Raw genomic sequence first — 25,759 nt, forward strand, 5'->3', positions numbered from 1 at the left:
ATGATGGTCACCGGCGGGTGCGTCGGCCGCGACCGCGAGATCGAATTGCTCTTCTCGCGGCTCGACGCCGTGTCGGAGTCGGGCTTTCTGGCCGTCACGGGAGATCCCGGAATCGGCAAGTCGACGCTGCTGAGGCACCTGGTCCGGCGGCGACTGTCTGCTCCGACAACCGGTTCCACGTTGTGGGCCGCGGTCTCACCGTGGCGAGCGCACACGCCCGGCGCACTCATCCGGCAGCTGGTACAGGACCGGCCCGACGCCACACCCGCGACCGCTGCCGACCCGACCCCGGACGACCTGCTCGACGCACTACTCGCGGCGGTCACCACGCCTGCAGAGTCATCGACCCAGGTGCCCGGCGACACCGCCGGACTCATCGCCGTCGACGACGCCGACCTCGCCGACGAGGAGTCACTGCAGGCGTTGGTCTCACTCACCCGAGAACACCGGGATCGCCGAATCCTGGTCGTCCTCACCATGTCTCGGCCGGTTGCCCGGCTCGTCGGCAACGCACTCGACGAGCTACGACTCGACGGCCTGGACCCAACGGGTACTGCCGACCTCGCCGCGCAGCGCGGCATCGTGCTGCACCCGGCGATGCGGGAGGAACTGGCCCGGCACACCGGCGGGAATCCCCGCGACATCGTGGCCCTGCTCGACGAGGTCCCGCCAGGCACCTGGTCCCGCACCGGCGTGGGACTGCCTGCGCCGGCCCACGTCGTCGCGATGGTGCGGAAACGATTGCCGGACAACGGCACCTCGGCTCGCGCGCTCATCGAAGCGCTCGCGATCCTCGACCCCGCCGAGCCTCTCGCCACTGCAGTCGCACTCGCCGGGATCACCGACCCCCTGGCCGCGATCGACGACGCGCAGGCAACCGGTCTGGTGACGGACGACAGGGCGTTGACACCCGCGGAGGCGCAACCGCGTCTCGCCGGACCCCTGGTGCGGGCCGCCGTCCTCGAGGTCCTCGGCATGAAGACCGTGGGCGACGCCCACCGTCGGGCCGCGGACCTCGTCGACGACCCTGCCCGACAGCTCCATCACCGCGTCGCGGCCACCTCGACGGTCGACGCCGCCCTCGCCGACGCCCTCACCGATCTGGCACGCGCCCGCGGCGCCGACGGTGCGTGGGCCGAGGCCGCCGGGCTGTACGGGCAGGCGGGCCGGCTCACCCCCGATCCGTTGCAGCGCGACACTCGGGTGACGCTCGCGGTCGATTCACTTCTCGCCGCGGGCGACTGCACCGGTGCCGGCGCCCTCGTACCGACCGTGGAAAGCCTGCGCGAGACACCGCTGCGCAATGCGACCCTGGCGTACCTCGCCATCCTGCGGGGCCGGTCGGCGGAGGCACAGCTGCGTCTCGACCGGGCGTGGGCGATCGTCAACGTCGAGCGGGAACCCGATGTCGCCGCCCTGATCGCGCAACGTTTCGTCCTGCACAACCTGGTCCGATGCCAGGGCACCGAGTTGGTGGACTGGGCCGATCGCGCGGACGCGATGGCCGACGCCGGATCGGCCGCCCGAGTGGAGGCCGCCGTCATCCGTGGACTCGGACTGGCCTGGTCGGGACACCCGGATGCCGCACGCGCCGAGTACGAGACGGTGTCGGAACGGGTTCGATACGGCGCGCAGGCGCAGCGTGCGATCATAGGTCGCGGTTGGCTCGAACTCGGCCTCGACGAGATCGACGCGGCGCGTACCGATCTCGAAACCGCCGTGTCGATGGCACAGCTCGGCGGGTCCACTCGGATCACGTTGTGGGCGTTGGCCTGGCTCGCCCGGGTCCAGTTCCTCACCGGCGACTGGGACGATGCGCTGCGCGGCGTCGAGGCCGGCCGCGCGCTCGCCCGCAACAGCGGCATCGCGCTCACCACACCCCTGCTCAACTGGACTGCGAGCCAGATCTATTCGCTGCGCGGGAACTGGGAGGACGCGCATGGAAGTATCGCGCAGAGCAGCACCTCCATCGGCGACTACGAGATCATGCGGATACCGGACCTGCTGGCCCGGGCCCGACTGGCGGAGGCCGCAGCCGACTACGGCAAGGTCCGGCGGATACTGACGCCGCTCGTCGCGATGGCCGAGTCCGTCCCGGCCCTGTCCGAGCCGGGCCTGTGGCCGTGGGTCGACGTCCTCGCCAACGCACTGGTCCTCGAGGGACGGCACGAGGCCGCCGACGATCTGCTGCGACGCTACGAGATCCGGTCCGCCGAACGGGGCCACCGGTCGTCGGCCGCCCGGATGAAGTACGCACGCGGCCGCCACCTCGGTGCGACCGGTGACATCCACGGAGCACGACGCACCTTCGAGGAGGGCATCGAACTCCTCGACGGTCTCGGCCTGCGCTACGACCAGGCGCGGGTGAACTTCGCCTACGGCCAGACGTTGCGACGTGCGGGCAAGCGCCGGGTCGCCGACGCCGTCATCGGGACTGCCCGCGACCTGTATCTGTCACTCGGCGCGACCACCTACGTCGAACGCTGTGAACGCGAACTGAAGGCGGGCGGTCTCGCGACGTCGCGTGGTGAGAACCACACCGCCACAAAGGGTACCGCCGAACTCACTCCGCAGGAGGAGGCAGTGACCGCCCTTGTCGCGCGCGGCCTGTCGAACCGGGAGGTGGCGGCCGAGCTCTACATCTCACCGAAGACGGTGCAGTACCACCTGACCCGGATCTACGCAAAGCTCGGTGTGCGGTCCCGCGCCGAACTCGCAGCCACCCGCCGGTGACGTCGACCGTGCGTCAGACTCCGTCGACCGTGCGTGTGTACCTGCAGGCGATCTATGCTCCGGCCGTCGCGTAGGCGGCGGTGCGGTCGGTGACCGGCGCACCGGTCCGGTCCTCGACCATCCCCAGGGCCACGCCCGGGGCGAACTCGACGACGTCGAATCCCGTTCCGGCGACGTCGAACACACCGAGGTCGGTGATCACGCGACTCACCACGCCGCGGCCGGTCAGCGGCAGCGCGCAGCCCTCGAGCAGCTTCGGGTCACCCTTCTTGGTGACGTGGTCCATCAGCACGATGACCCGGCCGGCGCCGTTGACGAGGTCCATGGCGCCACCGATGCCCTTGACGAGGGCACCCGGGACCATCCAGTTGGCCAGGTCGCCGTTCATCGCGACTTGCATGCCACCGAGGACCGCGACGTCGACGTGGCCGCCGCGGATCATCGCAAAGCTCGTGGCCGAATCGAAGTACGACGCCCCGGGCAGCACCGACACGGTCTGTTTGCCGGCGTTGATGAGGTCGGGGTCGACCTCGTCGTCGTAGGGAAACGGTCCGACGCCGAGGATGCCGTTCTCGGCGTGCAGGTGGACGCCGGAGTTGTCCGGCATGAGGTCGGGAATCATGGTGGGCAGACCGATTCCCAGGTTGACGTAGTCACCGGGGGTGAGTTCGCGCGCGGCGCGGGCGGCCATCTCGGTACGGGTCCAGGTCATGTCGACACTCCTAGGCTGACGGCGATGCGGTGGGACGTTCACGGACGGTGCGCTTCTCGATCCCCTTGCGCGCGACCTGCTCCGGGGCGAGTTCGACGATCCGCTGCACGAAGATGCCGGGCAGGTGGATCTCGTCGGGTCCGAGCTCGCCGACCTCGACCACCTTCTCCGCCTCGACGATGGTGATGCGCCCGGCCATCGCCGCCGGTGGGTTGAAATTACGTGCGGCGGCGTGGAATCGGCAGTTGCCGTCAGTGTCGACGACCGCGGCCCGGATGAGTGCGTAGTCGGTGACGATCGACTCCTCGAGGACCATGTCCCGACCGTGGAAGGTCCGCACCTCCTTGGGCGGCGACGCCTCCGCGATGGTGCCGTCGGAATGGTAGCGCCAGGGCAGCCCGCCCTCGGCGACGAGCGTACCGACGCCGGTGGGGGTGAAGAACGCCCCGATCCCGCTTCCGCCGGCGCGCATGCGTTCGGCGAGGGTGCCCTGAGGCGTGAGTTCGACGGTGACCTCGCCGGACAAAAACTGTCGCCCGAACTCCTTGTTCTCGCCGATGTAGGACGCGACCACCCGGTCGATACGGCGGGCCTCCAGCAGCAGCCCCAGGCCGGCGCCGTCGGCCCCGCAGTTGTTGGAGACGATGGTCAGGTTCGCCGCGCCCTGCTCGAGGAGCGCGTCGATCAGGAAGCCCGGAATCCCGGCCAGCCCGAAGCCGCCGACCGCGATGCTCGCACCGTCGGGGATGTCGGCAACCGCATCGGCGGCCGACGCCGAGAGTTTGATCGGGCCGCCGGGCCGGTCGACGACCGTCTCCGTGGCGGCACTGTCGCGAGTGCTCATTGCTGCTCCAGATGTTCGATGAGTGCGGGAGTGATGGTGTCGGCTTGTTGCGCGTTGGCCAGGTGGGCCGAGTCCGGGACCACCAGCAGGCGGCCGTTCGGCACGGCATCGACGATGTCGCGCAACAGATCCGGCGGGGTGGCCGGGTCGCCGGCACCGGCGATCGCCAGTGTGGGCGCGATGATCGACGACAGGTCGGATCGCTGATCCATGGCGGCGATCGCCTCGCAGCAGGCCGCGTATCCCTCGGCGGGAGTGGCGGCGACCATGGCCTCGAACTGTTGTCGGGCTTCGGTGTTCGCGGCGAGGTAGCCAGGAGTGAACCACCGCTGGACCACGGCCGCGGCGACCGCCGAGGTGCCGTCGGCGCGCACGAGTGCGGCACGGTCCGTCCAGCCCTGCGCCGGTGGCAGATACGCCGCCGTGCACAGCAGGGCCAGCCGATCCACTCGTTCGCGATTGCGTGCGGCGACGCGCATCATGGTCATCCCGCCGAGCGACAGCCCGACGAGGTGTGCTCGTTCGATGTCGAAGCGGTCCAGCAGCGCGATGACGTCGTCGGCCAGCTCGTCGATCGAGTACGGCCCCGGCGGCACCGGCGAATCGCCGTGCCCTCGGGTGTCATAGCGCACCACGCGGAATCGCTCTTCGAGCGCGGCGACCTGCGAATCCCACATCCGATGCGTCGAACCCAGCGAGTTGGACAGTACGACCGCCGGTCCGTCGGGACGTCCGGTGACGACGGCGTGGACCTGCGCGCTCATCGGGTCGCCTCGAAGATCGCGGCGAGTCCCTGTCCGCCGCCGATGCACATCGTCTCCAGGACGAATCGCGCGTCGCGCCGGCGCGCCTCGTAGGCCGCGGTGGCGAGGATGCGGGCGCCGGTGGCTCCGATGGGATGACCCAGCGAGATCCCGGACCCGTTGGGGTTCAGTCGTTCATCGGTCGGGTCGACCTTCCACTCCGCCAGGCAGGCGAGCACCTGGGCGGCGAAGGCCTCGTTGAGTTCGATGAGGTCGATCTCGTTCAGAGTGAGCCCTGCGCGGTCCAGTGCGGCGGCGGTGGCACCGACGGGGCCGATTCCCATCACCTCGGGCTCGCAACCGGTGACGGCCCACGAACGCAGGGCGAGAAGGGGTTCGAGTCCGCGCCGCTCCGCCTCGGCGCGCGTGGTGACCACGGCCATGGCCGCACCGTCGTTCTGGCCCGAGGCGTTTCCGGCCGTGACCGTCGACTCGGCGTCGATCTTGAGCCTGATGGGACGCAGCGCTGCAAGCGATTCCGCAGTCGCGTCCGCTCGCGGGTGCTCATCGCGGTCGACGACGGTGTCCGTACGGCCGCGTCGGCCCGGGATGGTGACGGGCACCAACTCGCTGGTGAAGCGGCCGCTGTCGTGCGCCGCGATCGCCCGTTCGTGGGATCGGGCCGCGAACTCGTCCTGCTCGGTCCGCGAGATGCCGTACCGCGCACGGAGATTCTCGACGGTCTCGATCATCCCGCCCGGAACCGGGTGTGACTCGCCGCCCGCGGTCAGACGCCCGCGGTCGAGGCGATCGCGGAGTTCCACTCCGCCCTGCTTGACCCCCGACCGCAGACCCAGCGCGTAGTGCTCGACGGTCGACATCGACTCGGCGCCACCGGCGACGACGAGGCGCGCACCGCCCGTCGCGACCATCGACGCCCCGGTCAGGATCGCCTGTAACCCGGAACCGCAGCGACGGTCGATCTGCATCCCCGGTACGCCGACTCCGAGACCGGCGTCCAGAGCCGCGATGCGACCGAGCGCCGGCGACTCGCCGTTGGCGTAACCCTGCCCGAGGATCACGTCGTCGACATCACCCTCCTCGAGTCCGGTGCGTCGGACGAGGTCGCGAAGGAGGTCGGTGGCCAGGCGGGTGACGGGCACGGTCGACAGCGCCCCGCCCATGCGCCCGACCGGGGTCCGCAGGGGCGAACAGACGACGATGTCGGTACCCGAGTCCGTGATGAGAGAAGCCATGAGTCCACCCTAGGAACCCGCAGCGATATGCAGAAGTATCCGTATCTCGGCATTTGATATGGAGCAGATATCAACGCTCTAGACTGACTCCATGGAACTGCGACACCTGCGCTACTTTCGCGCCGTCGCCGAGGAGCTGCACTTCGGCCGGGCCGCCGAGCGGCTCCACATGGCCCAGCCACCGCTGTCTCAGCAGATCCGCCAGCTGGAGGACGAGCTCGGTGTCGCACTGCTGGTCCGGTCGACGCGTCGTGTCGAGCTGACCCCGGCAGGTGCGGATTACCTGCAGCGAGCCGTCGCGATCCTGGACTCGGTCGACGCCGCCGCCCGGCAGGCGCAACGGATCGCCGACGGGCGGCAGGGCAACCTCGCGATCGGGTGCGTGGGTTCGGCCACCTACTCGCTGTTGCCCGCGCTCGTGCGCGCACTGAGCGACGAACTGCCCGATGTGGACGTCCACGTTCGCGGCGAGATGCTGGCACCGGCCCAGATCGCCGCGCTCGAGTCCGGGGACATCGACCTTGCCTTACTTCGCATGCCCATCAACACCACCGGACTGCGGGTCGAGTCGATCCGCAGCGATCGCCTCATCGTGGCACTGCCCCACGATCATCCGCTCGCCCACGGCGCATCGGATACGCCCGTCGACCTCGCGCTGTTGGGCGGCGACGACTTCATCGTGCACGCGGGCAGCGGGAAGTCGGTCATGCACGGGGTCCTGTCGGCGGCCGCCGGACGCGCGGGATTCGTCCCGCGCATCCGGCACGAGGTCGAGGAGACGTCGACGCTGGTGACACTCGTCGCCGCGGGGGTGGGGGTCGCCCTGGTCCCTGAACCCACCTCAGCGCTCGGTATACCCGGCGTCGTCTACCGCCCGCTCGACACCGACGACGAGGTCGAACTGGCCGTCGCGTTCCCCGACGGGCGCCAGTCCCCGCTCGTCGACCGGGTCCTGGCGGTGTTGCGCACCCTCTCCTGAACGCCGCAAACCCACCCCTTTTCGGTATATCCACCCACCACACAGGGGGTGGGAATGCCGAAAACGGTGGGTTTGCGAATGTCTCGGATCAGCGGTGGGTGAAGTTCGGGTCCCGCTTCTCGACGAAGGCGGCCATGCCCTCGGTCTGGTCGTCGGTCGCGAACGTGGAGTAGAACAGCGCGCGCTCGGCGCGGACACCCTCGACGAGGCTCGACTCGAAGGCGCGATTGACCGCGTCCTTGGCGGCAGCGGAGGCGATCAGCGACTTGGAGGCGATGACCTCGGCGACCTCGATGGCGGCGGCGCGGCAGTCCTCCTTGGGCACGACGCGCGAGACGAGGCCGAGGCGTTCGGCCTCGTCGACCTTCATCTGGCGGCCGGTCAGCACCATGTCCATCGCCTTGGCCTTGCCCACGGCGCGGGTGAGACGCTGCGAGCCGCCGATCCCGGGGATGACGCCGAGGTTGATCTCGGGCTGACCGAAGACGGCGTTGTCGCCGGCGATGATGGTGTCGCACAGCATCGCGAGCTCGCAGCCGCCGCCGAGGGCGTAGCCGGTGACGGCGGCGATGATCGGCGTGCGCGCCCGCGACAGCTCATCCCAGGCACCGAAGAACTGCTCGTTGACCACGTCGGCGTAGGACTTCGACGACATCTCCTTGATGTCGGCACCCGCGGCGAACGCCTTCTCCGAGCCGGTGATCACGATGGCGCCGATCCCCTGTTCGACGTCGAACTCCCGGACGGCACCGACCACTTCGTTCATCAGCTCGGTGTTGAGGGCGTTCAGTGCCTTGGGGCGGTTGAGGGTGATGATGCCCACCCGGCCGCTGGTCTCGACGATGATGGTCTGGTGTTCGGTCACGGTCAGTCCTCTTTCGGTTCGGTGACGGGCGGGATGTTACGGGCTGATTCCCACCCGGGGAAGGTCTCGGTCAGACGGTCGGGAACGTGAGGTCGTCGGGCAGCGGCGCGAAGAAGGCGTCCACGGCGTCCTCGGAGAACGTGGCCCACTTCGGATCGCGGTCCTTGTCGATGACCTGGGCGCGGATGCCCTCGGCCATGTCGGGATGCAGCAGGCAACGCACCGACACGCGATACTCGCGCATCAGGGTGTCCTCCAGGGTCGCGTCGCCGGCTGCCTCGCGCAGCGAACGCAGGGTGACGGCCAGTGCAGTCGGGCTCTTCGCCTCGATTGCGTCGGCGGTCTTGTCCGCGAAGGGCGAGCCCACCGCGCGGCATCGTTCGACGATCTCCGAGACCGTATCGGCCGCAAACGCTTCCGCGATCCATCCGCGATGTTCGGCGAGTTCGGAGGCCGGCGCGTCGACGGCGTGCGCGGACAGTGCCGCCTCGATTCCCGACTCGCCGATCGCGGCGAGGAACGCCGGCAGCGACTCCGACGGGACGTAGTGATCGGCCAGACCCATCGCGATGGCGTCGGCGCCGCGCAGGTGACCGGCGGTGAGGCCGGCGTAGGTTCCGAGCCCGTCCGGAACGGGCGAAAGCAGATGCGTACCACCGACATCGGGCACGAAGCCGATACCCACCTCGGGCATCGCGAATTTCGTGCGGTCGGTGACGATGCGGATGTCGCCGTGCGCGGAGACCCCGACACCGCCGCCCATCACGATGCCGTCCATGATCGCGACATACGGCTTGGGATAGCCCGAGATCAGCGCGTTCAGACGGTATTCGTCGAACCAGAACCTCGCCGACGGCGACTGCTCTGCGTCACGATCGGTCGACTCGGGATTACCGCTCAACGCGGACGCGTCGCGATGGATGGCGACGATGTCGCCACCGGCGCAGAGGCCCCGCTCACCGGCGCCGGAGAGAACGACGGCCTCGACCGCGTCATCGGCGGCCCAGGCCGCGAGGTGCTCGGCCATCAAGCCGACCATCTCGTGATCGATCGCGTTGATGGACTTCGGACGGTTCAGGATCAGCGACCGCGCCGACCCGTTCTCCTCCGTCAAGACCGATGGTTCCGACACGGGCGAACTCCTCTCCACACCGACAGTTCTCCGATGGTTGCATATCCTAGTAACCGGGGTCCAGCCCGACTCAGGTTAGGGTTACCTCATGGGCTATTCCAGAGCACGCGTTGCCGACGTCGCCGACCTGACGCCCAATCTGCGTCGCATCGTCTTCGACGTCAACGATCTGCCAGGACTCGGCTTGCCCGGCGGCGCCGACGAAGCCGTGGGCATCTACTTCCCACACGACCCCGAGCGTGTCACACCGGATATGGAATATCGCGACGGCACGTGGGCCTATTACGACACCGACCCCGCACCCGACGGCCGCAACTACTCGATCCGCTCGGTCGACCACTCCGCCGGCACCATGGTCGTCGACTTCGTCATCCATGCCGCCGGCCCTGCGACGCTGTGGGCCCAGCGCGCCGAAGCCGGGCACGACGTGGTGATGACGCACGCGCGGTGCTGGTACGCACCACCCGCCGGCGTCGAACGCCTGATCCTCGCCGCCGATCTGGCCGGACTCCCCGCCCTGGCCCGCATCCTCGACGAACTGCCGTCGACCGACGGGGTCACCGCAGTGGTCGAGGTACCCGCACCGACCGAACTGTCCTACCTACCCGAGCGCGATGTCGAGCTGATCACGCTCGTCGGCGGCAACTCACGCACGCCGAGCCGGCTCGCCGACACGGTCTGCGGGCTCACGTTGCCGACCTCCGGCGCGTACTGCTGGTTCGCCGGCGAGGCCGCCGAGTCCCGCGCGGTGCGCAAGCACCTCCGCGGAAACCTCCGCTGGGACCGCGGGTCCTACGACGTCATCGGCTATTGGCGTGTCGACGCCGAGCGCTGGACGCAGGCTTATGCACAACGGGGCGCCGAACTGTTCGCCGTCTATCGCCAGGCGCTCGACGACGGCAAGAGCGAGAAGCAGGCCTCCGAGGAGTTCGACGAAGCGCTCGAACGGGCCGGGCTCTAGTACTCGACGACCATGCCCTTGTCGGGGGCACGATACATCGCCCACAGGAACCGGGGTATGGCCCGGAGGGGCAGCCGAGCGGGCCAGTCGCGTGCGCGCATCAAGGCTTCGGTGCCGCCGTCGACGGTGACGACCGCGCCGGCCATGAAGTCCGCCGCCGGTGACAGCATCAGCATGACCCAGGCGGCGAGCTGGTCGGGAGTTCCGTACTCGCGCACCGGAACCGGAAACGACTTCACGTGTCCGGCCTGCGGACCGTCGAGTTGCGACTGCAACAGCGGCGTCATGACCGGCCCGGGAGCGAGGACGTTGACCCGGATGCCCTCACCGGCCCATTCGGTCGCCGTCCCGTGCAGGCGGCACCATTGCGTGACCGCGATCTTCGACGACGCATACGCCACCGGGCCCGTGACGCCGCGCCGGCGTCGGATCACCCGGACGGCCCCTTCGGGGTCGCCAGCCAGCAGGCGTCGGATGGCGGATTTCGGGACCAGCGGCGTGACCGTCGTCGAATTCGAACCGAAGACAACCACTTTCGCCTTCTCCGCGGCGGCCAGGGCGGGCCGCCAAGCGGTCAGCAGCTCGGTCAACCCGAACACGTTGACCTCGACGATCATCCGCTCCCGTCCGGCCGCGGGGCCCATGCCCGCGGCCAGCACGGCCCCATCGAGTCGCCCGCCGGATCGGGCGAGGACCTCGTCGGCCGCGCGGCGTCGGCCATCGGGTGTCGACAGATCGGCGACGACGTCGGCATCGCGCTGATCGACCCCGATCACGGTGTGACCGTCCGCGCGCAAGGCGGCGGCCACCGACGCACCCATCCCCGACGCCGAGCCCGTCACCACGTATGTGCCGGCCGAGGTCACGCCAATCCCCTTTTCCCGCGCTCGGATTCATCGGCCGCACCGTGCCGGTGCTGGGTCCGCTCGTAGGCGTCGTTGAAGGCACGCAGCTCGTGGAGCAGGGCCTGCGGCGAGCCCGGGGCCAGATCGGCGAAGACCTGCTCGAGCCGTTCGGCACGCAGCAGGCCGTCGCGCCGGAACGCCTCTCGCCCGGCCTCGGTCGGGCGGATCAACTTCGACAACGAGTCCTCGACCTCGAACCGCTCGACGTAGCCGTGTTTGATGGCGGCGTTGACCTGCCGGTTGACCGTCGACTGCTCGAGCTGGAGGTCGGCGGTCAGCTCCCGCAACGTCCGCGGCCGACCGTCGGAGAGAATCCAGAGGATCGCGAAGGCCGAGCGTTCCAGGCCGACCGCGGGGTGCACCAGGCTGCGACGCCGTGACATCCGCAGCAACTCCTGCGCCAGGTCACGATGCACCGGCGACTGCCAGGGCGCATGATCCTCCGACATCTCTCCTCCATCTGTCGACGTGGACAATCTACTGTCCGATTTGCATGTGTACATTACATATGTATGCTGCATACCTCAAAGGAGGTCTCCCCCATGAGCCAAGTACGAGGTTCCGCGCCCGAGCTGACCGACCACGCGTCCGACGCCGTCGAGAAGGCACCCGCCGGCGCGATCGGCAGCGTCGTGGTGCTGTGTTTCGGCGGCTTGGTCGCCTCGCTGATGCAGACGCTGATCATCCCGATCCAGCCCGACCTGCCCCGTCTTCTCGGGACATCGATCGGCAACGCATCGTGGATCATCACCGCGACCCTGCTCGCCGCCGCCGTGGCCATGCCGATCGCCGGACGCCTCGGCGACATGTTCGGCAAGCAGCGTGTCCTCTTGGTGAGCGCGGTGCTGCTCACCGTCGGTTCGCTGATCTGCGCGCTGGGCGATTCGCTCATCCCGCTGATCATCGGACGCGGCGTGCAGGGCCTGGCCATGGGATTCATTCCCGTCGGTATGAGCCTCATCCGAGAGATCACTCCGCCCCGGATCACCTCGATGGCCGTCGCTGCAATGAGTGCCACGCTCGGCGTCGGCGGTGCGATCGGCCTACCGCTGGCGGCCTGGATCGTGCAGACCTGGGATTGGCACGCCCTGTTCTACGTGGCAGCCGGTCTCGGCGTCCTCGTCACGGTCGCGGTCCTCGTCCTGGTCCCGCGCGTGAACGACGCCGCGGGCGGCCGCATCGACGTCCCCGGCGCGATCGGGTTGGCCGTGGGACTGTCCGCCTTCCTCATCGCCGTCTCGAAGGCGAACGACTGGGGTTGGACGTCCGGCGCCACACTCGGACTCGGTATCGGCGGAATCCTGGTGTTGATCGGATGGGGATTCTTCGAACTGCGACAGCGTGAGCCGCTCGTCGACCTGCGCACCACCGCACGGCCCGCCGTCCTGCTGACCAACATCGCCGCCGCGGCGATCGGCTTCGGCATGATGGCCCAGTCCATCGTGCTGCCGATGCTGCTGCGCCTCCCGGAGGCCACCGGTTATGGTCTGGGACAGCCGCTTCTGGCCGCGGGGCTGTGGATGGCGCCCGGCGGGCTGATGATGATGATCTTCGCGCCCATCTCGGGCATCCTCATCAACCGGATCGGCGCCAAGATCACCCTGGCCATCGGCGCGGCCATCCTGGGATGCGGTTACCTGCTCGCCTTCTTCCTCATGGACGCGGCCTGGAAGCTGATGCTGGCCTCGATCGTGTGTGCCATCGGTGTGGGTGTCGGCTACGCGGCGATGCCGACCCTGATCATGGGATCGGTGCCGGCCACCGAAGCCGGTGCCGCCGTGGGACTCAACGGACTCATGCGTTCGCTGGGCACCACCGTCGCCTCCGCCGTGATGGCACTGATCCTGGCCAGTGCCACGATCTCGCTCGGCGGCACCGAGGTGCCCGACGAGTCGACGTTCACCTGGTGCTTCCTCGTCGCCGCGGCTGCCGCCTTCGTCGGCATGGCGATCACACTGACCATCCCCTCGCGTCGCGGATCGTCGAATGTGCCGGAGGAGCAACCGCTTCCGGCTCGGGGCTGACAGGGGTACCGCTTCGTTAGAGGGCGCGTGCCCACTGCTCCTCGAAGTGCGAGCGAAGCGAGCCACCAACTGCTCCCTGAGGAGGGCCGGAGCTTGCGGAGGCCGTCACGAAGGGTCCTGGTGAGATACGTCGCCAAGCCCTTCGTGGCTCGTCGCTTGCGCTCCTCGCACCTCAGGGAGCAATGGCTATGTCGTTCTTTCGGATAGGGAGCAGGGGGTCGCGCTCGCCAGGGAGCAGAGGGGCGCGCCCGCCGGGGAGCAGAGGGCGCCGGCTCACTCCGATCGCGGGTCGGCGGTGCGACGGAGCGTCACCCGATACGTGTAGTGCTCGGGAAGGAAGTGGCTGACCGCGAGTTCGACTGCCCGGCCGCGTGAATCGGTGTACAACCGGTCCACCCGGAGCACCGTGTGCCCCACCGGGCATCCGAGCCGTGCGGCGGTCTCGGCATCGGCGATGGTGGCGGTGATCGACTGCGCACACTCCTCGATCGGGTGCAGGAGATGAGGTTCCAGCAGGCCGATCATCGTGTGATCACTCCGCGCTCCGGTCTCGACTTCCGGGGCGTCGATCACGAGGCGTGCGACCGACTCCGGCCACCACACGGTGGTCACCGCGAACGGAACACCGTCGTGGAATCGCTGGAAGACGATGCGGTACACCACGTCGGTGTCCAGTCTCAGGCGACCGGCCGCCTCGAGATCCACGCGGCGCGAGGGTGATTCGATCACCTGCATCTCGGTGTCCGTCGACAGGTTCATGAGGTCCTCGATCGAACCCAGCTGGAGCAGGTACTGACCCGCGGTCTCGGTCGCGAATGTTCCCCGGCCGGGCACGCGGTACACCGAGCCCTCGGTCACGAGTTCGAGGAACGCGCGGCGGACGGTCTGCCGGCTGAGCCCGTACTCCTGGGAGAGCTCGGATTCGGTCGGCAGCCGCGCACCGCCGGCGTATCTGCCCGCGACGATCCGCGCGCGCAGTTCCGCGGCCAGCGTCTTGTACGCAGGTGCGGACTGCTCGGACTCGCGCATGGAACCCACTCTCCCGCCGGGCGACGGCGTGCCGCTCAGATCCCGCCGCGCGACACGAGTTGCGCCGCAATGACGTTTCGCTGGATCTCGTTGGTGCCCTCGCCGACGATCATCAGGGGCGCGTCCCGGAAGTATCGCTCGACGTCGAACTCGGTGGAGTACCCGTAACCACCGTGGATGCGGACGGCGTTCAGGGCGATCTCCATCGCCACCTCGGAGGCGTAGAGCTTGGCCATCCCCGCCTCCATGTCGCATCGCTCACCCCGGTCGTACTGTTCGGCCGCGTGCCAGGTCAGCTGACGCGCCGCGGTGAGCTTGGTGGCCATGTCCGCCAGGTAGTTGCCGATCGACTGGTGCTTCCAGATGGGCTGACCGAACGACTCCCGCTGCTGCGCGTAGGCGAGAGAGTCCTCCAGGGCGGCGGTCGCCACCCCCAACGCGCGGCACGCCACCTGGATACGACCGGTCTCCAGCCCTTTCATCATCTGGCCGAACCCCTTGCCGGGAACCTCGCCCAGGATCGCCGACCGTGGCGCACGGTAGCCGTCGAAGGACAGTTCGCAGCTCTCGACGCCCTTGTAGCCGAGCTTGGGCAGATCGCGCGAGACGGTCAGTCCCGGACCGTGTTCGACGAGCACGATGGAGATGCCCTTGTGCCGGGGCTGCGCCCCCGGATCGGTCTTGCACATCAGGGCGATCAAGCCGGACCGCCGTGCGTTGCTGATCCACGTCTTCGCGCCGCTGATGACCAACTCGTCGCCATCGGTCTTCGCCACGGTGGTCATCGCCTGCAGATCGGAGCCGCCACCCGGCTCGGTGAGCGCCATGGTGGCGCGCAGTTCGCCGGTCGCCATCCGCGGCAGATAGCGCTGCTTCTGCTCGTCGGTACCGAACAGCGTCAGCAGTTTCGCGACGACGGTATGCCCGCCCATCGCACCGGCGAGGCTCATCCACCCGCGCGCGAGTTCCTGGGTGACCCGCGCGTAGCACGGCATCGACACCGGTGAGCCACCGAACTCCTCGGGCACGGCGAGACCGTAGATCCCGATCTGCTTCATCTGGTCGATCCACTTCTCGGGGTATTCGTTGGCGTGCTCGACCTCCTGGACCGACGGCTTCACCTCGCGGTCGACGAAGGATCGCACGGTGTCGACCAGAAAAGCCTCTTCGGCGGAAAGCGAGCTCATGACGGTGCCCCTACGATCTACGGCAGATTTGTACGGCCATTTTGTCGATCCCCGCCGCCCCTGTCAACACTTCCCATAGCTCGGCGCGGTCTGATACAACCGGAACGGCATCACATATGGCCGCACATTTGATCTCGACCCCTGGAGCAACCGTGCAGAGAAGACGAGCCGTCCTGGTCGCGCCCGCCTCCGACGACCGCAAGGCCCGCAAGGCGCTGGCTTCGATCGCCGACGAGGTCGTCCTCGACCTCGAGGACGCGGTGACCCCGGCGAACAAGGACTCCGCACGCGCAGCGACCGCCGACCTGATCGCCGAGTTCGGCTCCGACCGCGCGATCTCCCTGCGCATCAACGCGATCGACACGCCTTGGGCCGCCGCCGACCTCGCCGCCCGCGCCCAGATGCCGAACCTGACGTCGGTGGTGCTGCCGAAGGCCGACTGGCCCGCCGACCTCCGGTCGGCCGACGAGCAGCTCGGCCGAGCGCCGGTCCGCCTGCAGGCGTTGCTCGAATCACCGCGCGGCATCCGTGACGCCGGCGCCATCTGCGCGGCCACAAACCGGCTCGATGCCGTCCTCATCGGTTACGCCGATCTCGCCGCATCATTGGGACGCAGCCCCGGCCTGCCGATGCGGACGTGGCACGTCGTCCAGGACTCGGTGTTGCTCGCCGCGCGCGCGGCCGGCGTGGACGTCATCGACGGACCGCATCTGACGATCGCCGACGACGACACCTTCCGCGACGCCAAGCGCTGGGTCCGCGACCTCGGCTTCGACGGCACCTGGGTGATTCATCCGGCTCAACTGCAGTCCGCCATCGACATCTTCACCCCGGACGCCGCCGCCGTGGAGGACGCACGACGGGTGCTCGACGCACTTGAGCAGGCAGCCGCCGCGGGTGCCGGTGCGGCCGAGCTCGACGGCCGAATGCTCGACGAGGCGCTCGCCGTGTCCGCGCGGCGCGTCCTCGCCAAGGCTGCGTCCGAGTGAGCGCGTCCGAGCCGGTCGCCGTGGGCGGCCCGTTCTTCGACGAACTGTCCCATGGACAGTTGTTCGACGACGCGCCGTCGCTTACGTTGACATCCGGTCTCGCCGCGACGCACCAAGCGATTCTCGGTGACCGCCTTCGACTCTCGCTCGACGCCCATCTCTCGGATCGCGTGGTGGGTGGCGTCCTCGCCCATCCCGGCCTGGTCACCGACGTCGCGATCGGTCAATCCACGCTGGCCACCCACCACGTGAAGGCGAACCTCTTCTACCGCGGCCTGCGGTTCCTGAGCCACCCCCGGATCGGCGACACGTTGGCGACCGTCACCGAAGTGGTCGGGCTGCGCGAGAACACATCCAAGCCGGGTCGCGCGCCGACCGGTCTCGCCGCGCTGCACATGGTCACGACCGATCAGCACGGCGCCACCGTCCTCGACTTCTACCGCTGCGCGATGCTGCCGTTGTCGCCCGGCGCCGATGCCGGACGCACCGGGCACGCGGATGACCTGAGCACCATCGGACCGGGACACGACCCGGAACCCGTCATCCCCGCATGGGACCTCGCCACCTACCGCGAATCCGCTCGCGGACAGCACTTCTCACCCGAACTGGCCGGCCGTTCCTTCACCTCCAGCGCCGACGTGGTGTCCAGCGCACCGGAACTCGCCCGACTCTCGCTGAACATCGCGGCCACACACCACGACGAGCGGGTGGCCGGCGCGGCCGCCGGTGGACGCCTGGTCTACGGCGGGCACACCATCGGACTGGCTCTGGCGCAGGCGAACCGGGCCCTGCCCAACCTGGTGACGGTGACCGGCTGGGACTCGTGCGATCACACCGGACCGGTGCACGAAGGCGACACCCTCGGTTCGACGATCCTCGTCGAGGAGGCCACACCGCTGGCCACCGGAGGAGGTCTCCTGCGCCTGCGATCCACCGTTGTCGTACACGGTGCCGACTCCGATCGCGAGGTCCTCGACTGGCGCTTCCGTGTCCTGATGGCCTGATCGCCTGCCGTATCCCCCATTCCACACGTCAGGAGTTTCCGCGCATGAGCTCGCATCCCCGTCCGCTCGAAGGCCTCCGCGTCGTGGAGGTGTCGAGCTTCGTCGCCTCACCGCTGTGTGGCCTCACCCTGTCGCAGCTCGGTGCCGAGGTGATCCGTGTCGACCCGATCGGCGGCGCCGCCGACGTCAACCGGTGGCCGATCACCGGCGACGGTAACTCGATCTACTGGACCGGACTCAACCGCGGCAAGAAGTCCGTCACCGTCGACTTCCGTGCCCCCCAGGGACAGCGGATGATCCAGGATCTCGTCACGGACAGCGGGCCGGGCGGCGGAATCCTGGTCACCAATGCGGGCGGACGGTCGTGGATGAGTCACGAGACGCTGTCCGCGCGGCGCTCCGACGTCATCACCCTCGAGCTACTCGGCCGGACCGACGGCACTCCCGGAGTCGACTACACGGTCAACGCGGCACTCGGATTCCCGTCGATCACCGGCCCCACCGACTACGCCGGCGTCGTCAACCACGTACTGCCGGCGTGGGATGTCGCCTGCGGCCTCTATGCCGCACTGGCGATCACGGCCGCCGTCCGGCGCCGCGACCAGAACGGGGTGGGGGCGCAGATCACCCTGCCCCTGGAGGACACCGCTCTCGCGATCGCCGGGACGCTCGGCTATCTCACCGAACCGCAGCTGAGTGGCGGCACCCGACCGGCCACCGGGAACGACGTATACGGCACTTACGGAACAGATTTCGTCACCGCGGATGACTCTCGCTTCATGCTCGTCGCCCTGACCCCGCGGCATTTCCGCGGTCTGGTCGAGATGACCGGGACCGGTGAGGCGGTCGCGGCCGTCGAACGGGCGCTGGGAGCGGACTTCGCCAGGGAGGACGACCGGTACATTCACCGCGGAGTTCTCACACCGCTGTTCGCGGCGTGGTTCGCGCGACACACGTCTGTCGAGGTCGAGGCCGCGCTGGCGCAGACCTCCGTGCTCTGGGAGCGTTACCGGACGTTTGACGAGGTCGTCGAATCAGGTGTCCTCCAGCGCAATCCGCTCTTCACCGAGCTGCAGCAGCCCGGCATCGGCACATACCTGGCCGCCGGCCTGCCGGCCATTTTCGACGGTGAGCACTACTTCGCCGGGCCGGCCCCGGACCTGGGCTCGTCGACGGGGTTCTGAGGAGCGACCACCCCTCGCTCGCCCCTATCAACTCACCTGTGCGCCAGATGAACTGGGCGTGGCGCGGTCCCGCCGAACGGCGCCTGGAGGGCGTTCGATTTCGCGTTGAAGACGACGAACAGATTGCTGCGCGGGAAGGGCGTGATGTTCCCGCCGGACGCGTGCAGGCAGTTCGAGTCGAAATACAAAGCGGACCCGGCGGGGCCGGTGATCGTGTCGATACCGAGTTCGTCGGCGAGGCTCGCGACGTCCTCCTCCTCCGGTGTCCCGAATGGCGGCCGGTACGACGTCAGCGATTGCCGGTGGTAGTCATCAGGTGTCTCGCCCACACAGCTGACGAACCGGCGGTGCGAACCCGGGATGATCATCAGCGGACCGTTGGTGGTGTGGTTCGGCGTCAAGGCCAGCGAGACGCTCAGCGCACGAGGGGCGGGCATGCCGTCCTCGGCGTGCCACGTCTCGAAGTCCGAGTGCCAGTAGAACGGACCGCCCGCGAACCCGGGTTTCAGGTTGATGCGGCTCTGGTGGATCGTGACGTCGTCGTCGAGGATCTGCCGGGCCACCCCGGCAATCGTTTCACGCGAACAGATCTCGGCGATGACATCACTGAGCTGATGCACCGCGAACAGCGATCGCACCTGCCCGCTCGACGATTCGCGGATCACCCGATCGTCGTCGCCGAGCCGCTCGGTGATCGACTCCACCTCGCGTAGACAGTCGGCGATGTCGGCGTCCGCGAGAATGTTTGTCTCCGTGTGGTATCCGCGATCGGCATAGTGCCGGAGTTCGGGCGCGGACAGCGGGCCCGGGTTTCCCATGCTCCCCCACACGGTGTTGTGTGGGCGCGGTTCGATCTGGCTGCGCTGCGCGAGCCGGGTGCGGTAGACGTCGACGGGTGTGCTCGTCGACTGCGCGCCGGGCGAGACGTCGGCGGCTTCTGGAGTTCTGGCTGCTGTGAGTCACCACGATCGCAACGATCCTTTCCCTCATCCGGCGGGCCGCTCGCGGAGCAGTTCTGCCCCGGCGGCAGGCAAGGTGATTGTGTTGTGCGCGACCGTCGCACGACGACGCGTCGCGAGGTACGGCGTCCGCGGCGCGGAGTTCTGCACGCCCTTCGGGAAACGGCCGTATATGTGCACCCTGCCAGGGACGACAAACCCCCGCAACCATGCTGGTATGCGCCGCGGAGAAAGTCCTCGACTCAACCGAGCCGGGCGAACTCCAGGATGATGTCGACGGCCCGCGCCGCGCTCTGACACGCGCCCTCCATCGTCGTGGTCCAGTCGGTGCGGGTCCAGTCACCGGCGAGGGCGAGGCCGTCGACCTCGGTGCGCTGGTCTGGGCGGAGGCCGGCGGTCCCGGGTCGTTGCGCGAAGGTCGATTTCGGCATCCGGACCACGTGGCTGTGGACCACCTGCGCGTTCGCCGCCTGCGGGAAGTAGCGGCGCAGCATGTCCATCTGCATCTCGGTGATCTCGGCGTTCGTCTTCGAGATCAGATCGTAGGACGCCGACACCGTCGTCGAGTAGAAGCAGTTGTCGCGTGGTTCGCGCCCGTGCATGCGCTGGCGGTCCCAGACCTGTTCGAGCACTCCCTCACCGCCGTAGAGGATCTCGCCCCAGTCGGTCATCCCGATCGAGCGGTCGAGATAGAGGTTCACACTGACGATGGGCACGGGGGTCAGGTTCTCGACGGCGCGATAGATCCGCTCGTGCCCGGGCACCTGGTCGAGCAGACCCTTCACGCTCCACACCGGTACCGCGCAGATGACGGCGTCGGCCGTGATCTTCTCGCCGTCGGCCAGCGTCACCCCGCTCACCGTCCCGTCGGTGACGTCGATCGACGAGACCACCGCACGGTGTCGGACCTCCACACCGGCGTCGGCGAAGCGCTTCTCGGCGCCGTCGATGAACAACGTGTCGAGATCGACGGTGGGATACCCGATCGAGATCGGCGTGCGCGTCTCCCGCGCCCGGCGGGCTCCCGTGACGAGCAGATCGGCCGGGACCTTGGCCGAGGAGATGTCGGGCTTGTCGCCGGTGAGGCCGATGACGATGCCGTCCCACAACGCATCCCGGGCCGACTGCGGCAGTCCGATGCGACGGAACCATTCGTCGGCGGTCACGTCGTCGAGCCAGTCGGGTTGCCGAAATGCCTGCCGTATCAACCTGATCTGCGCACGCGCCGTGCGCAACCGGTCGAGGCCGGTCACCCCGGGAAGGTCGCCGAGTGCGGCCCGCAGTCCGGGCAGGCCGGTGAACGCCGATCGGCACGTCGACCCACCGGGCATCCGGACCGTCATGTGACCCGGGAAGGCCACGTGCTCCCGCGTACCGACGCTGTCCAGATAGCGCATGAGGTGCTCGTACCCGCTGGCGAAGACGTGCTGCCCGTTGTCGGGCACGTCGTCGACGGCGTGCAGCGGCATCGAGATGGTGCGCCCACCGAGCGAACCCCGACGTTCGAGCAGGGTGACGCGTTGCCCCGCCTCCGACAGCCAGACCGCCGACGCCAGTCCGGCCAGTCCCCCACCCACGACCACACAATGCATGGCGACAGATTAGCGGTCAGGGCTGACCGATACCGACTGTGCGACGAATCGTCCGGGTCCCGGCGCAGACCTCGTCAACCGGTCATCTTGACGTCCTTGGCGGCGCCGAGGACGGAGAGGGCCTGGGGCACCAGCACGAGACCGAGCACCGCCATGGCCAGGGTCCACGAGCCGGTGACGTCATGGATGCCGCCGATGATGATCGGACCGGCCGCCGCCGCCAGGTAGCCGACGCACTGCGCCATCCCGGACACCTGGCCCGTCTGTTCGGATCCCGAGCTGCTCAGCACCATGAAGAGAAGGGCCAGACTGATCGACGAACCGGGCCCGACCATCACACAGGCCGCCCAGAATCCCGGCCAGACATCAGTACTCAGCAGACCCACGAAGCCGACGGCGCAGACCGCGATCACCGACAGGGTCACCACCCGCTGACCGGCGAAGCGGCCGGCGACGATCGGCGCGACCAGCGACATGATCAGGGCGACCACCTGCGCCGACGCCAGGACCGCACCCGCCCGCAACGGCGACATGCCGTCGTCGACGAGGTACTGCGGCAGCCAGGCCACGAACGTGTAGAAGATCAGCGACTGCGTTCCCATGAAGACCGTGATCGCCCACGCGATCGGGTTCGTCAGCAACGACGATGTCGGCGCCGCCGAGGTGACCCGGTGAACCAGGGGCAGCTGCGGAATCCAGACGACCACGGCGACCACCGCGAGCAGCGACCACGCGGCCAACGCCAGCCGCCAGTCCCCGCCGAGTGCGTCGTTGATGGGCACGCTCACCCCGGACGAGACCGCCGCCCCGCCGGAGAGAGTCATCGAATAGAGGCCGGTCATGAGCCCGGAGCGGTGCGCGAAGTCGCGTTTGATCAGCGCCGGGAGTACGACGTTGCAGGTGCCGATGGCGGCGCCGATGACCGCCGAACCCCCGAACAGGGCGGCCGGCGACGGGATGAGCCGGACGAGGATGCCGACGATCAAGACGAGCAGGGCCCCGAAGATGACCCGTTCGATGCCGAACCGGTTGGCCGGACGGGGAGCCACCGGCGCCGAGATCCCGAAGAACAGCACCGGCAGCGCGGTCAGCAGACCGGCGACGGCGCTGCTGAAGCCGGCGTCGTCGGAGATCACGCCGATGAGCGGTCCGACGGACACCACGGCCGGTCGCAGGTTCGCGGCGACCAGCATCACTCCGACCGCGGTGACGATGACCCCGACGCCGGACTTCTCGCGCGTGGACAGCGCCTGCGCACTCATCCCGACACCTCGGTGAAGTCGACGTAGGCATACACCGCCGCGCGCGCCGCGTCGGCGTCGCCGCGCTCGATCGCGTCGACGACGTCCCGATGACCGCGCGGGTGCGACTGCTCGGCCAGCGGACGTCGCAAGACCGACGGATGAGTCCGGGCGATCGCCTCGGCGATTCCGTCGTACATCGCGATGAGCAGCGCGTTGCGGGACGCGACGACGAGCTCGGCGTGGAATGCGATGTCCGCCTCGGTGTATCGATCCAGATCACCGTCGGCCATAGCGTCCTCGGTGCACGCCAGCAACAGGCGGAGACGTTCGACGTCGGCGGCGTCGCCCCGGGCGGCCGCACCGGCCGAGGCCTCGCTCTCCAGTGCACGTCGCACTTCGAGCAGATCGCGGAGCTCCGACGGCGCGGAGGTCCGCGCGATCGCACCGGCGAGTGGGCTCCGGCCGCGCACATACGTGCCGTCGCCCCGCCGGGGCTCGAGCATGCCCGCGTGTTCCAGTGCGCGCGCGGCCTCCCGGATCGTGTTGCGCCCGACGCCGAACTGCGCCACGAGCTCGGGCTCAGCAGGAATCCGCTCGCCCAGGGGCCAGGTACCGGCTGCGATCAACTCCTGCATGCGCTGCACCACGAGTTCGCTCGTTCGCTGGGGCGGGTTGATGGGTCCGGACACGCCAAACAACCTAACATCCCATGTTTGAGCGACCCGACCGGCAGCATGCCTTTCCCGGACGGGACGGCCCGTTCGATGCTTAGATGAGCCATGTCGTTCGGGGTGCGCACGAGTTGGCTGCGCGTGGGTGTCATCGGTGTGGTCGTCGGCGTGCTGCTCGGCGTGTTCGCGGGCACGCCCCCCGCCCAGGCCGCACCCGGGCCGGGCTCGCCACTGCCGTCGGCCGACCCGTTCTACCGTTACAACGCCTCACTGTCGGGCGTGGCTCCCGGAGCGGTGCTCCGCAGCCGTCCCATGCGGTTCCAGACACCCACGATGTCCACCCCGATCACCGGCTCGCAGGTGCTCTATCGCACCACCGACCAGTTCGGCGAGAGCGTGGTGACGGTCGCGACCGTGCTGCGACCGCTGATCCCGGGCCCGACGCGCCTGGTCTCGTACCACATGGCCTACGACGCGCTCGGGTCTCAGTGCGATCCGTCGTACACGCTCAGCGGGGGTTACACCAACGGCACCGCAACCGCCGAACAGGGCGTCATCGCAGGCTATCTCGCCGCCGGGTACACCGTCGTGGTGCCGGACTACGAGGGCGAGAAGCTGCAGTGGACCATCGGCCGGCAGTCGGGCTATGCCGCACTCGACGGCGTCCGCGCCGCACAGTCGTTCCTGCGGCTGCCGCGGTCGACCCCGGTCGGCCTCGTCGGATATTCCGGCGGGTCCATCCCCACGCAGTTCGGCGCCGAGGTCGCGCCGCGCTACGCGCCCGAACTGAACATCGTCGGCGCCGCCGCGGGCGGATTGCCGGTGGACCTCGCGCACAACCTGCCCTACATCAACGGCAGTGCGAAGTGGGCGGGTGTCATCCCGGCGCTGGTGGTCGCCTACCAGCGGACCTACCGGCTCGACACCTCGACGTTCCTCTCGACCCGCGGCCGACAGGTCGCCCAGGACGTCAGCGACGAGTGCATCTCGGAGTTCGCGTCGAAGTATCCGGGACTCACCAGCGCGGACATGGTCAAGCCGCCGTACACCGGTCTGCTCGACGTGCCGCAGGTGGTGCGGGCGATCAACGACAACATCATGGGACGGTCGGGCACCCCGTCGACGAGGATGCTTCTCGCGGTGGGTCACTACAACGCGATCGGGGACACCCTGATGATCACCGGTGACGTGATCGGCCTCGCGAACGAGTACTGCTCACGCGGCGTGGACATCACCTACCGGCAGCTCAACGGCCTGACCCATCAGGAGGCGTTCCTCCCGTTCGAACCGCTGGCACTGCAGTACCTCACCGAGCGGTTCGCGGGTGCCCCGACACAGAGCAACTGCGGTTCGCTGCCGCGCGGGAACAGCCTGGCGCCGCTGCCGGTGCCCTGACCAGGCGGCCTACCCCGGCAGCGTCTCGCCGCCGATCGGGGCCAGCACCTCGCCGGTGTAGTAGGACGAGAGCTGCTCGGCCGCGAAGAACACGTACGACGGTGCGATCTCGTCGGGCTGGGCCGCCCGTCCCATCGGCGCCTGGGTGCCGAAGTCCTTGACCGCCTCGGCCGGCATCGTCGCCGGGATCAGCGGCGTCCAGACCGGGCCCGGCGCGACGCAGTTCACGCGGATCTTCCGTTCCATCAGCGCCTGCGCCAGCGAGTAGGTCAGGGCCAGCACCGCGCCCTTGGTGGCCGAATAGTCGATGAGGCTGTCGTTGCCACGCAGACCGTTGATCGACGACGTGTTGATGATGACGCCGCCGCCGGTCAGGTGCGGCACCGCCGCTCGCGTGGTGTGGAAGAAGCTGTCGATGTTGACGTCGAAGGTGCGCCGCCACTGCTCCGGCGTCAGCTCCAGGAAGTCGTCCACGATCTCCTGGTAGGCGACGTTGTTCACCAGAATGTCCAATGCGCCGAGTTCGTCGACGGTCCGCTTCACGATGTCGGCGCAGTGCGCCGGGTCGGCGAGGTCGCCGCGGTACGCGCGGGCCTGCCGTCCTTCGGCCTCGATGAGCTCGACCGTGTGGCGGGCGTCGTTGTCTTCCTCCAGGTAGGCGATGGCGACATCGGCGCCCTCCTTGGCGAAGGCGACCGCGACCGCACGGCCGATACCCGAGTCGCCGCCCGTGATGAGGGCGGTCTTGCCGGCCAGCAGATCGCGGCCGCGATAGTCACGCATCTCGTCCCGGGGACGTTCGCCCATCTCGTCGGTCTCACCGGGGTAGGAGATCGTCTTCGGTTCGTGCTCGGGGTTCTGGTCGCTCATGATCGAGATGGTGCCCGCTGAGAAGCGTGCGGAAACATCGGCGCGGACCGGGGCGCGGACGTCGTCAGGGGTTCTGGTCGGGGATCTCCTGGTCGAGTTTCTCGTCGAGGGACTCCCCTTCCCGCTGTTCCCGGGCGGTCGTGCCGGTCCGATCACTGGCCGACCAGTCCTCGGGCGGGTCCATCCCCTCCTCGAGCGGGTCCTGACCGAGCCGGTCCTCGTCGAGATCCTCCAAACCGGCTGTCGACGTCAGATCGGGGTTGATGCCCTCAGATGCCGCTGTCGCACTGTCGCCCACGTTGTCGGTACTCATTCTCGTCCTCCTGGCCGTAGCCGAGATCGGTGTCGGTCGGGGTCGGGGTCTCACCGCCGGCCCGGGGTACCGCACATACCCGGCCGACACGCCACCGAAACGATCTCCGCGAGTCCGACTCCGGGGACACGCACCGGGTCGATTCCCGTCGGATGCGCCAGCCAGGTA

At 68.7% G+C, this 25,759-nt stretch carries 24 protein-coding genes; 8 read left to right on the forward strand and 16 right to left on the reverse strand.

Features of this window, described 5'->3' with window-relative positions:
• The gene (locus LEL84_RS11275) at positions 1-2,733 is read left to right on the forward strand and encodes a LuxR family transcriptional regulator (protein WP_226514102.1); all 2,733 of its coding nucleotides are present in this window, start codon (positions 1-3) and stop codon (positions 2,731-2,733) included.
• A gap of 52 nt (positions 2,734-2,785) precedes the next feature.
• On the opposite strand, the gene LEL84_RS11280 is transcribed toward LEL84_RS11275, so the two are convergent.
• Genes LEL84_RS11280 through LEL84_RS11295 form a run of 4 tightly spaced genes read right to left on the reverse strand, consistent with a single transcriptional unit; the run spans position 2,786 to position 6,288 of the window.
• Positions 2,786-3,445 carry a 3-oxoacid CoA-transferase subunit B gene (locus LEL84_RS11280; RefSeq protein ID WP_226514103.1) on the reverse strand — a complete coding sequence of 220 codons (660 nt, stop codon included), beginning with the start codon at positions 3,443-3,445 and terminating at the stop codon, positions 2,786-2,788.
• Positions 3,446-3,455: 10 nt separating this feature from the next.
• A complete protein-coding gene (locus LEL84_RS11285) occupies positions 3,456-4,289 on the reverse strand; it encodes a CoA transferase subunit A (protein ID WP_205333387.1) in 834 nt (277 codons plus the stop codon).
• Positions 4,286-5,053: a 3-oxoadipate enol-lactonase gene (gene pcaD, locus LEL84_RS11290; protein ID WP_226514104.1), complete on the reverse strand. Its 768-nt coding sequence runs from the start codon at positions 5,051-5,053 to the stop codon at positions 4,286-4,288. Before pcaD ends, LEL84_RS11285 begins: the two co-directional genes overlap by 4 nt.
• Positions 5,050-6,288, reverse strand: coding sequence for an acetyl-CoA C-acetyltransferase (locus LEL84_RS11295; protein WP_226514105.1), 1,239 nt, complete (start codon positions 6,286-6,288; stop codon positions 5,050-5,052). The genes pcaD and LEL84_RS11295 overlap by 4 nt, the downstream gene beginning before the upstream one ends.
• Positions 6,289-6,379: 91 nt before the next feature.
• Here LEL84_RS11295 and LEL84_RS11300 point away from each other — a divergent pair, with 91 nt between their 5' ends.
• Positions 6,380-7,267, forward strand: a complete 888-nt coding sequence (locus LEL84_RS11300; RefSeq protein ID WP_058249750.1) for a LysR substrate-binding domain-containing protein — start codon at positions 6,380-6,382, stop codon at positions 7,265-7,267.
• Between the two features lie 88 nt (positions 7,268-7,355).
• Here LEL84_RS11300 and LEL84_RS11305 read toward each other — a convergent pair whose 3' ends face one another.
• The gene (locus tag LEL84_RS11305) at positions 7,356-8,132 is read right to left on the reverse strand and encodes an enoyl-CoA hydratase (RefSeq protein ID WP_226514106.1); all 777 of its coding nucleotides are present in this window, start codon (positions 8,130-8,132) and stop codon (positions 7,356-7,358) included.
• A gap of 70 nt (positions 8,133-8,202) precedes the next feature.
• Positions 8,203-9,264 carry an enoyl-CoA hydratase/isomerase family protein gene (locus LEL84_RS11310; protein WP_226514107.1) on the reverse strand — a complete coding sequence of 354 codons (1,062 nt, stop codon included), beginning with the start codon at positions 9,262-9,264 and terminating at the stop codon, positions 8,203-8,205.
• Positions 9,265-9,352: 88 nt separating this feature from the next.
• On the opposite strand from LEL84_RS11310, the gene LEL84_RS11315 reads away from it, so the two are divergent.
• Positions 9,353-10,225, forward strand: a complete 873-nt coding sequence (locus LEL84_RS11315) for a siderophore-interacting protein (RefSeq protein ID WP_226514108.1) — start codon at positions 9,353-9,355, stop codon at positions 10,223-10,225.
• On the opposite strand, the gene LEL84_RS11320 is transcribed toward LEL84_RS11315, so the two are convergent.
• A complete protein-coding gene (locus LEL84_RS11320) occupies positions 10,222-11,091 on the reverse strand; it encodes an SDR family oxidoreductase (protein ID WP_226514109.1) in 870 nt (289 codons plus the stop codon). The genes LEL84_RS11315 and LEL84_RS11320 overlap by 4 nt on opposite strands.
• The gene (locus LEL84_RS11325) at positions 11,088-11,579 is read right to left on the reverse strand and encodes a MarR family winged helix-turn-helix transcriptional regulator (RefSeq protein WP_159371505.1); all 492 of its coding nucleotides are present in this window, start codon (positions 11,577-11,579) and stop codon (positions 11,088-11,090) included. The genes LEL84_RS11320 and LEL84_RS11325 overlap by 4 nt, the downstream gene beginning before the upstream one ends.
• Positions 11,580-11,672: 93 nt before the next feature.
• On the opposite strand from LEL84_RS11325, the gene LEL84_RS11330 reads away from it, so the two are divergent.
• Entirely contained in the window at positions 11,673-13,154 is a 1,482-nt protein-coding gene (locus LEL84_RS11330; protein WP_226514110.1) for an MFS transporter, read from the forward strand.
• A gap of 273 nt (positions 13,155-13,427) precedes the next feature.
• Here the strand turns inward: LEL84_RS11330 and LEL84_RS11335 are convergent, their stop codons facing one another.
• Positions 13,428-14,183 (reverse strand): GntR family transcriptional regulator, encoded by a 756-nt coding sequence (locus LEL84_RS11335; RefSeq protein WP_226514111.1) that lies wholly within the window; start codon positions 14,181-14,183, stop codon positions 13,428-13,430.
• 35 nt (positions 14,184-14,218) lie between these two features.
• Positions 14,219-15,370: an acyl-CoA dehydrogenase family protein gene (locus LEL84_RS11340; protein WP_165629556.1), complete on the reverse strand. Its 1,152-nt coding sequence runs from the start codon at positions 15,368-15,370 to the stop codon at positions 14,219-14,221.
• A 116-nt stretch (positions 15,371-15,486) separates the two neighbouring features.
• Between LEL84_RS11340 and LEL84_RS11345 the strand changes: the two genes are divergently transcribed.
• Genes LEL84_RS11345 through LEL84_RS11355 form a run of 3 tightly spaced genes read left to right on the forward strand, consistent with a single transcriptional unit; the run spans position 15,487 to position 18,547 of the window.
• Positions 15,487-16,359, forward strand: coding sequence for an HpcH/HpaI aldolase/citrate lyase family protein (locus LEL84_RS11345; protein WP_226514112.1), 873 nt, complete (start codon positions 15,487-15,489; stop codon positions 16,357-16,359).
• Positions 16,356-17,363 carry a MaoC family dehydratase gene (locus LEL84_RS11350; protein ID WP_226514113.1) on the forward strand — a complete coding sequence of 336 codons (1,008 nt, stop codon included), beginning with the start codon at positions 16,356-16,358 and terminating at the stop codon, positions 17,361-17,363. Before LEL84_RS11345 ends, LEL84_RS11350 begins: the two co-directional genes overlap by 4 nt.
• A gap of 44 nt (positions 17,364-17,407) precedes the next feature.
• Complete coding sequence (locus tag LEL84_RS11355; RefSeq protein ID WP_226514114.1) at positions 17,408-18,547, forward strand: CoA transferase; 1,140 nt, start codon at positions 17,408-17,410, stop codon at positions 18,545-18,547.
• Between the two features lie 32 nt (positions 18,548-18,579).
• On the opposite strand, the gene LEL84_RS11360 is transcribed toward LEL84_RS11355, so the two are convergent.
• From LEL84_RS11360 to LEL84_RS11375, 4 genes are all read right to left on the reverse strand, one after another.
• Positions 18,580-19,365 (reverse strand): phytanoyl-CoA dioxygenase family protein, encoded by a 786-nt coding sequence (locus LEL84_RS11360; RefSeq protein ID WP_413466960.1) that lies wholly within the window; start codon positions 19,363-19,365, stop codon positions 18,580-18,582.
• Between the two features lie 383 nt (positions 19,366-19,748).
• Entirely contained in the window at positions 19,749-21,098 is a 1,350-nt protein-coding gene (gene hpnE / locus LEL84_RS11365; protein ID WP_226514115.1) for a hydroxysqualene dehydroxylase HpnE, read from the reverse strand.
• 74 nt (positions 21,099-21,172) lie between these two features.
• Positions 21,173-22,360 (reverse strand): CynX/NimT family MFS transporter, encoded by a 1,188-nt coding sequence (locus tag LEL84_RS11370; protein ID WP_226514116.1) that lies wholly within the window; start codon positions 22,358-22,360, stop codon positions 21,173-21,175.
• Complete coding sequence (locus tag LEL84_RS11375; protein ID WP_083207500.1) at positions 22,357-23,031, reverse strand: FadR/GntR family transcriptional regulator; 675 nt, start codon at positions 23,029-23,031, stop codon at positions 22,357-22,359. Before LEL84_RS11375 ends, LEL84_RS11370 begins: the two co-directional genes overlap by 4 nt.
• 90 nt (positions 23,032-23,121) lie before the next feature.
• Here LEL84_RS11375 and LEL84_RS11380 point away from each other — a divergent pair, with 90 nt between their 5' ends.
• Entirely contained in the window at positions 23,122-24,408 is a 1,287-nt protein-coding gene (locus LEL84_RS11380; RefSeq protein ID WP_137809459.1) for a lipase family protein, read from the forward strand.
• A 9-nt stretch (positions 24,409-24,417) separates the two neighbouring features.
• On the opposite strand, the gene LEL84_RS11385 is transcribed toward LEL84_RS11380, so the two are convergent.
• Together LEL84_RS11385 and LEL84_RS11390 are read right to left on the reverse strand one after the other, a co-directional pair.
• Entirely contained in the window at positions 24,418-25,278 is an 861-nt protein-coding gene (locus LEL84_RS11385; RefSeq protein WP_137809460.1) for an SDR family oxidoreductase, read from the reverse strand.
• Between the two features lie 64 nt (positions 25,279-25,342).
• Positions 25,343-25,591, reverse strand: a complete 249-nt coding sequence (locus LEL84_RS11390; RefSeq protein WP_137809461.1) for a hypothetical protein — start codon at positions 25,589-25,591, stop codon at positions 25,343-25,345.
• Positions 25,592-25,759 lie beyond the last annotated feature (168 nt).

Origin of the sequence: Gordonia sp. WA4-43 (genome assembly GCF_020520305.1) — a bacterium.
Taxonomy (GTDB): Bacteria; Actinomycetota; Actinomycetes; order Mycobacteriales; family Mycobacteriaceae; genus Gordonia; species Gordonia hongkongensis.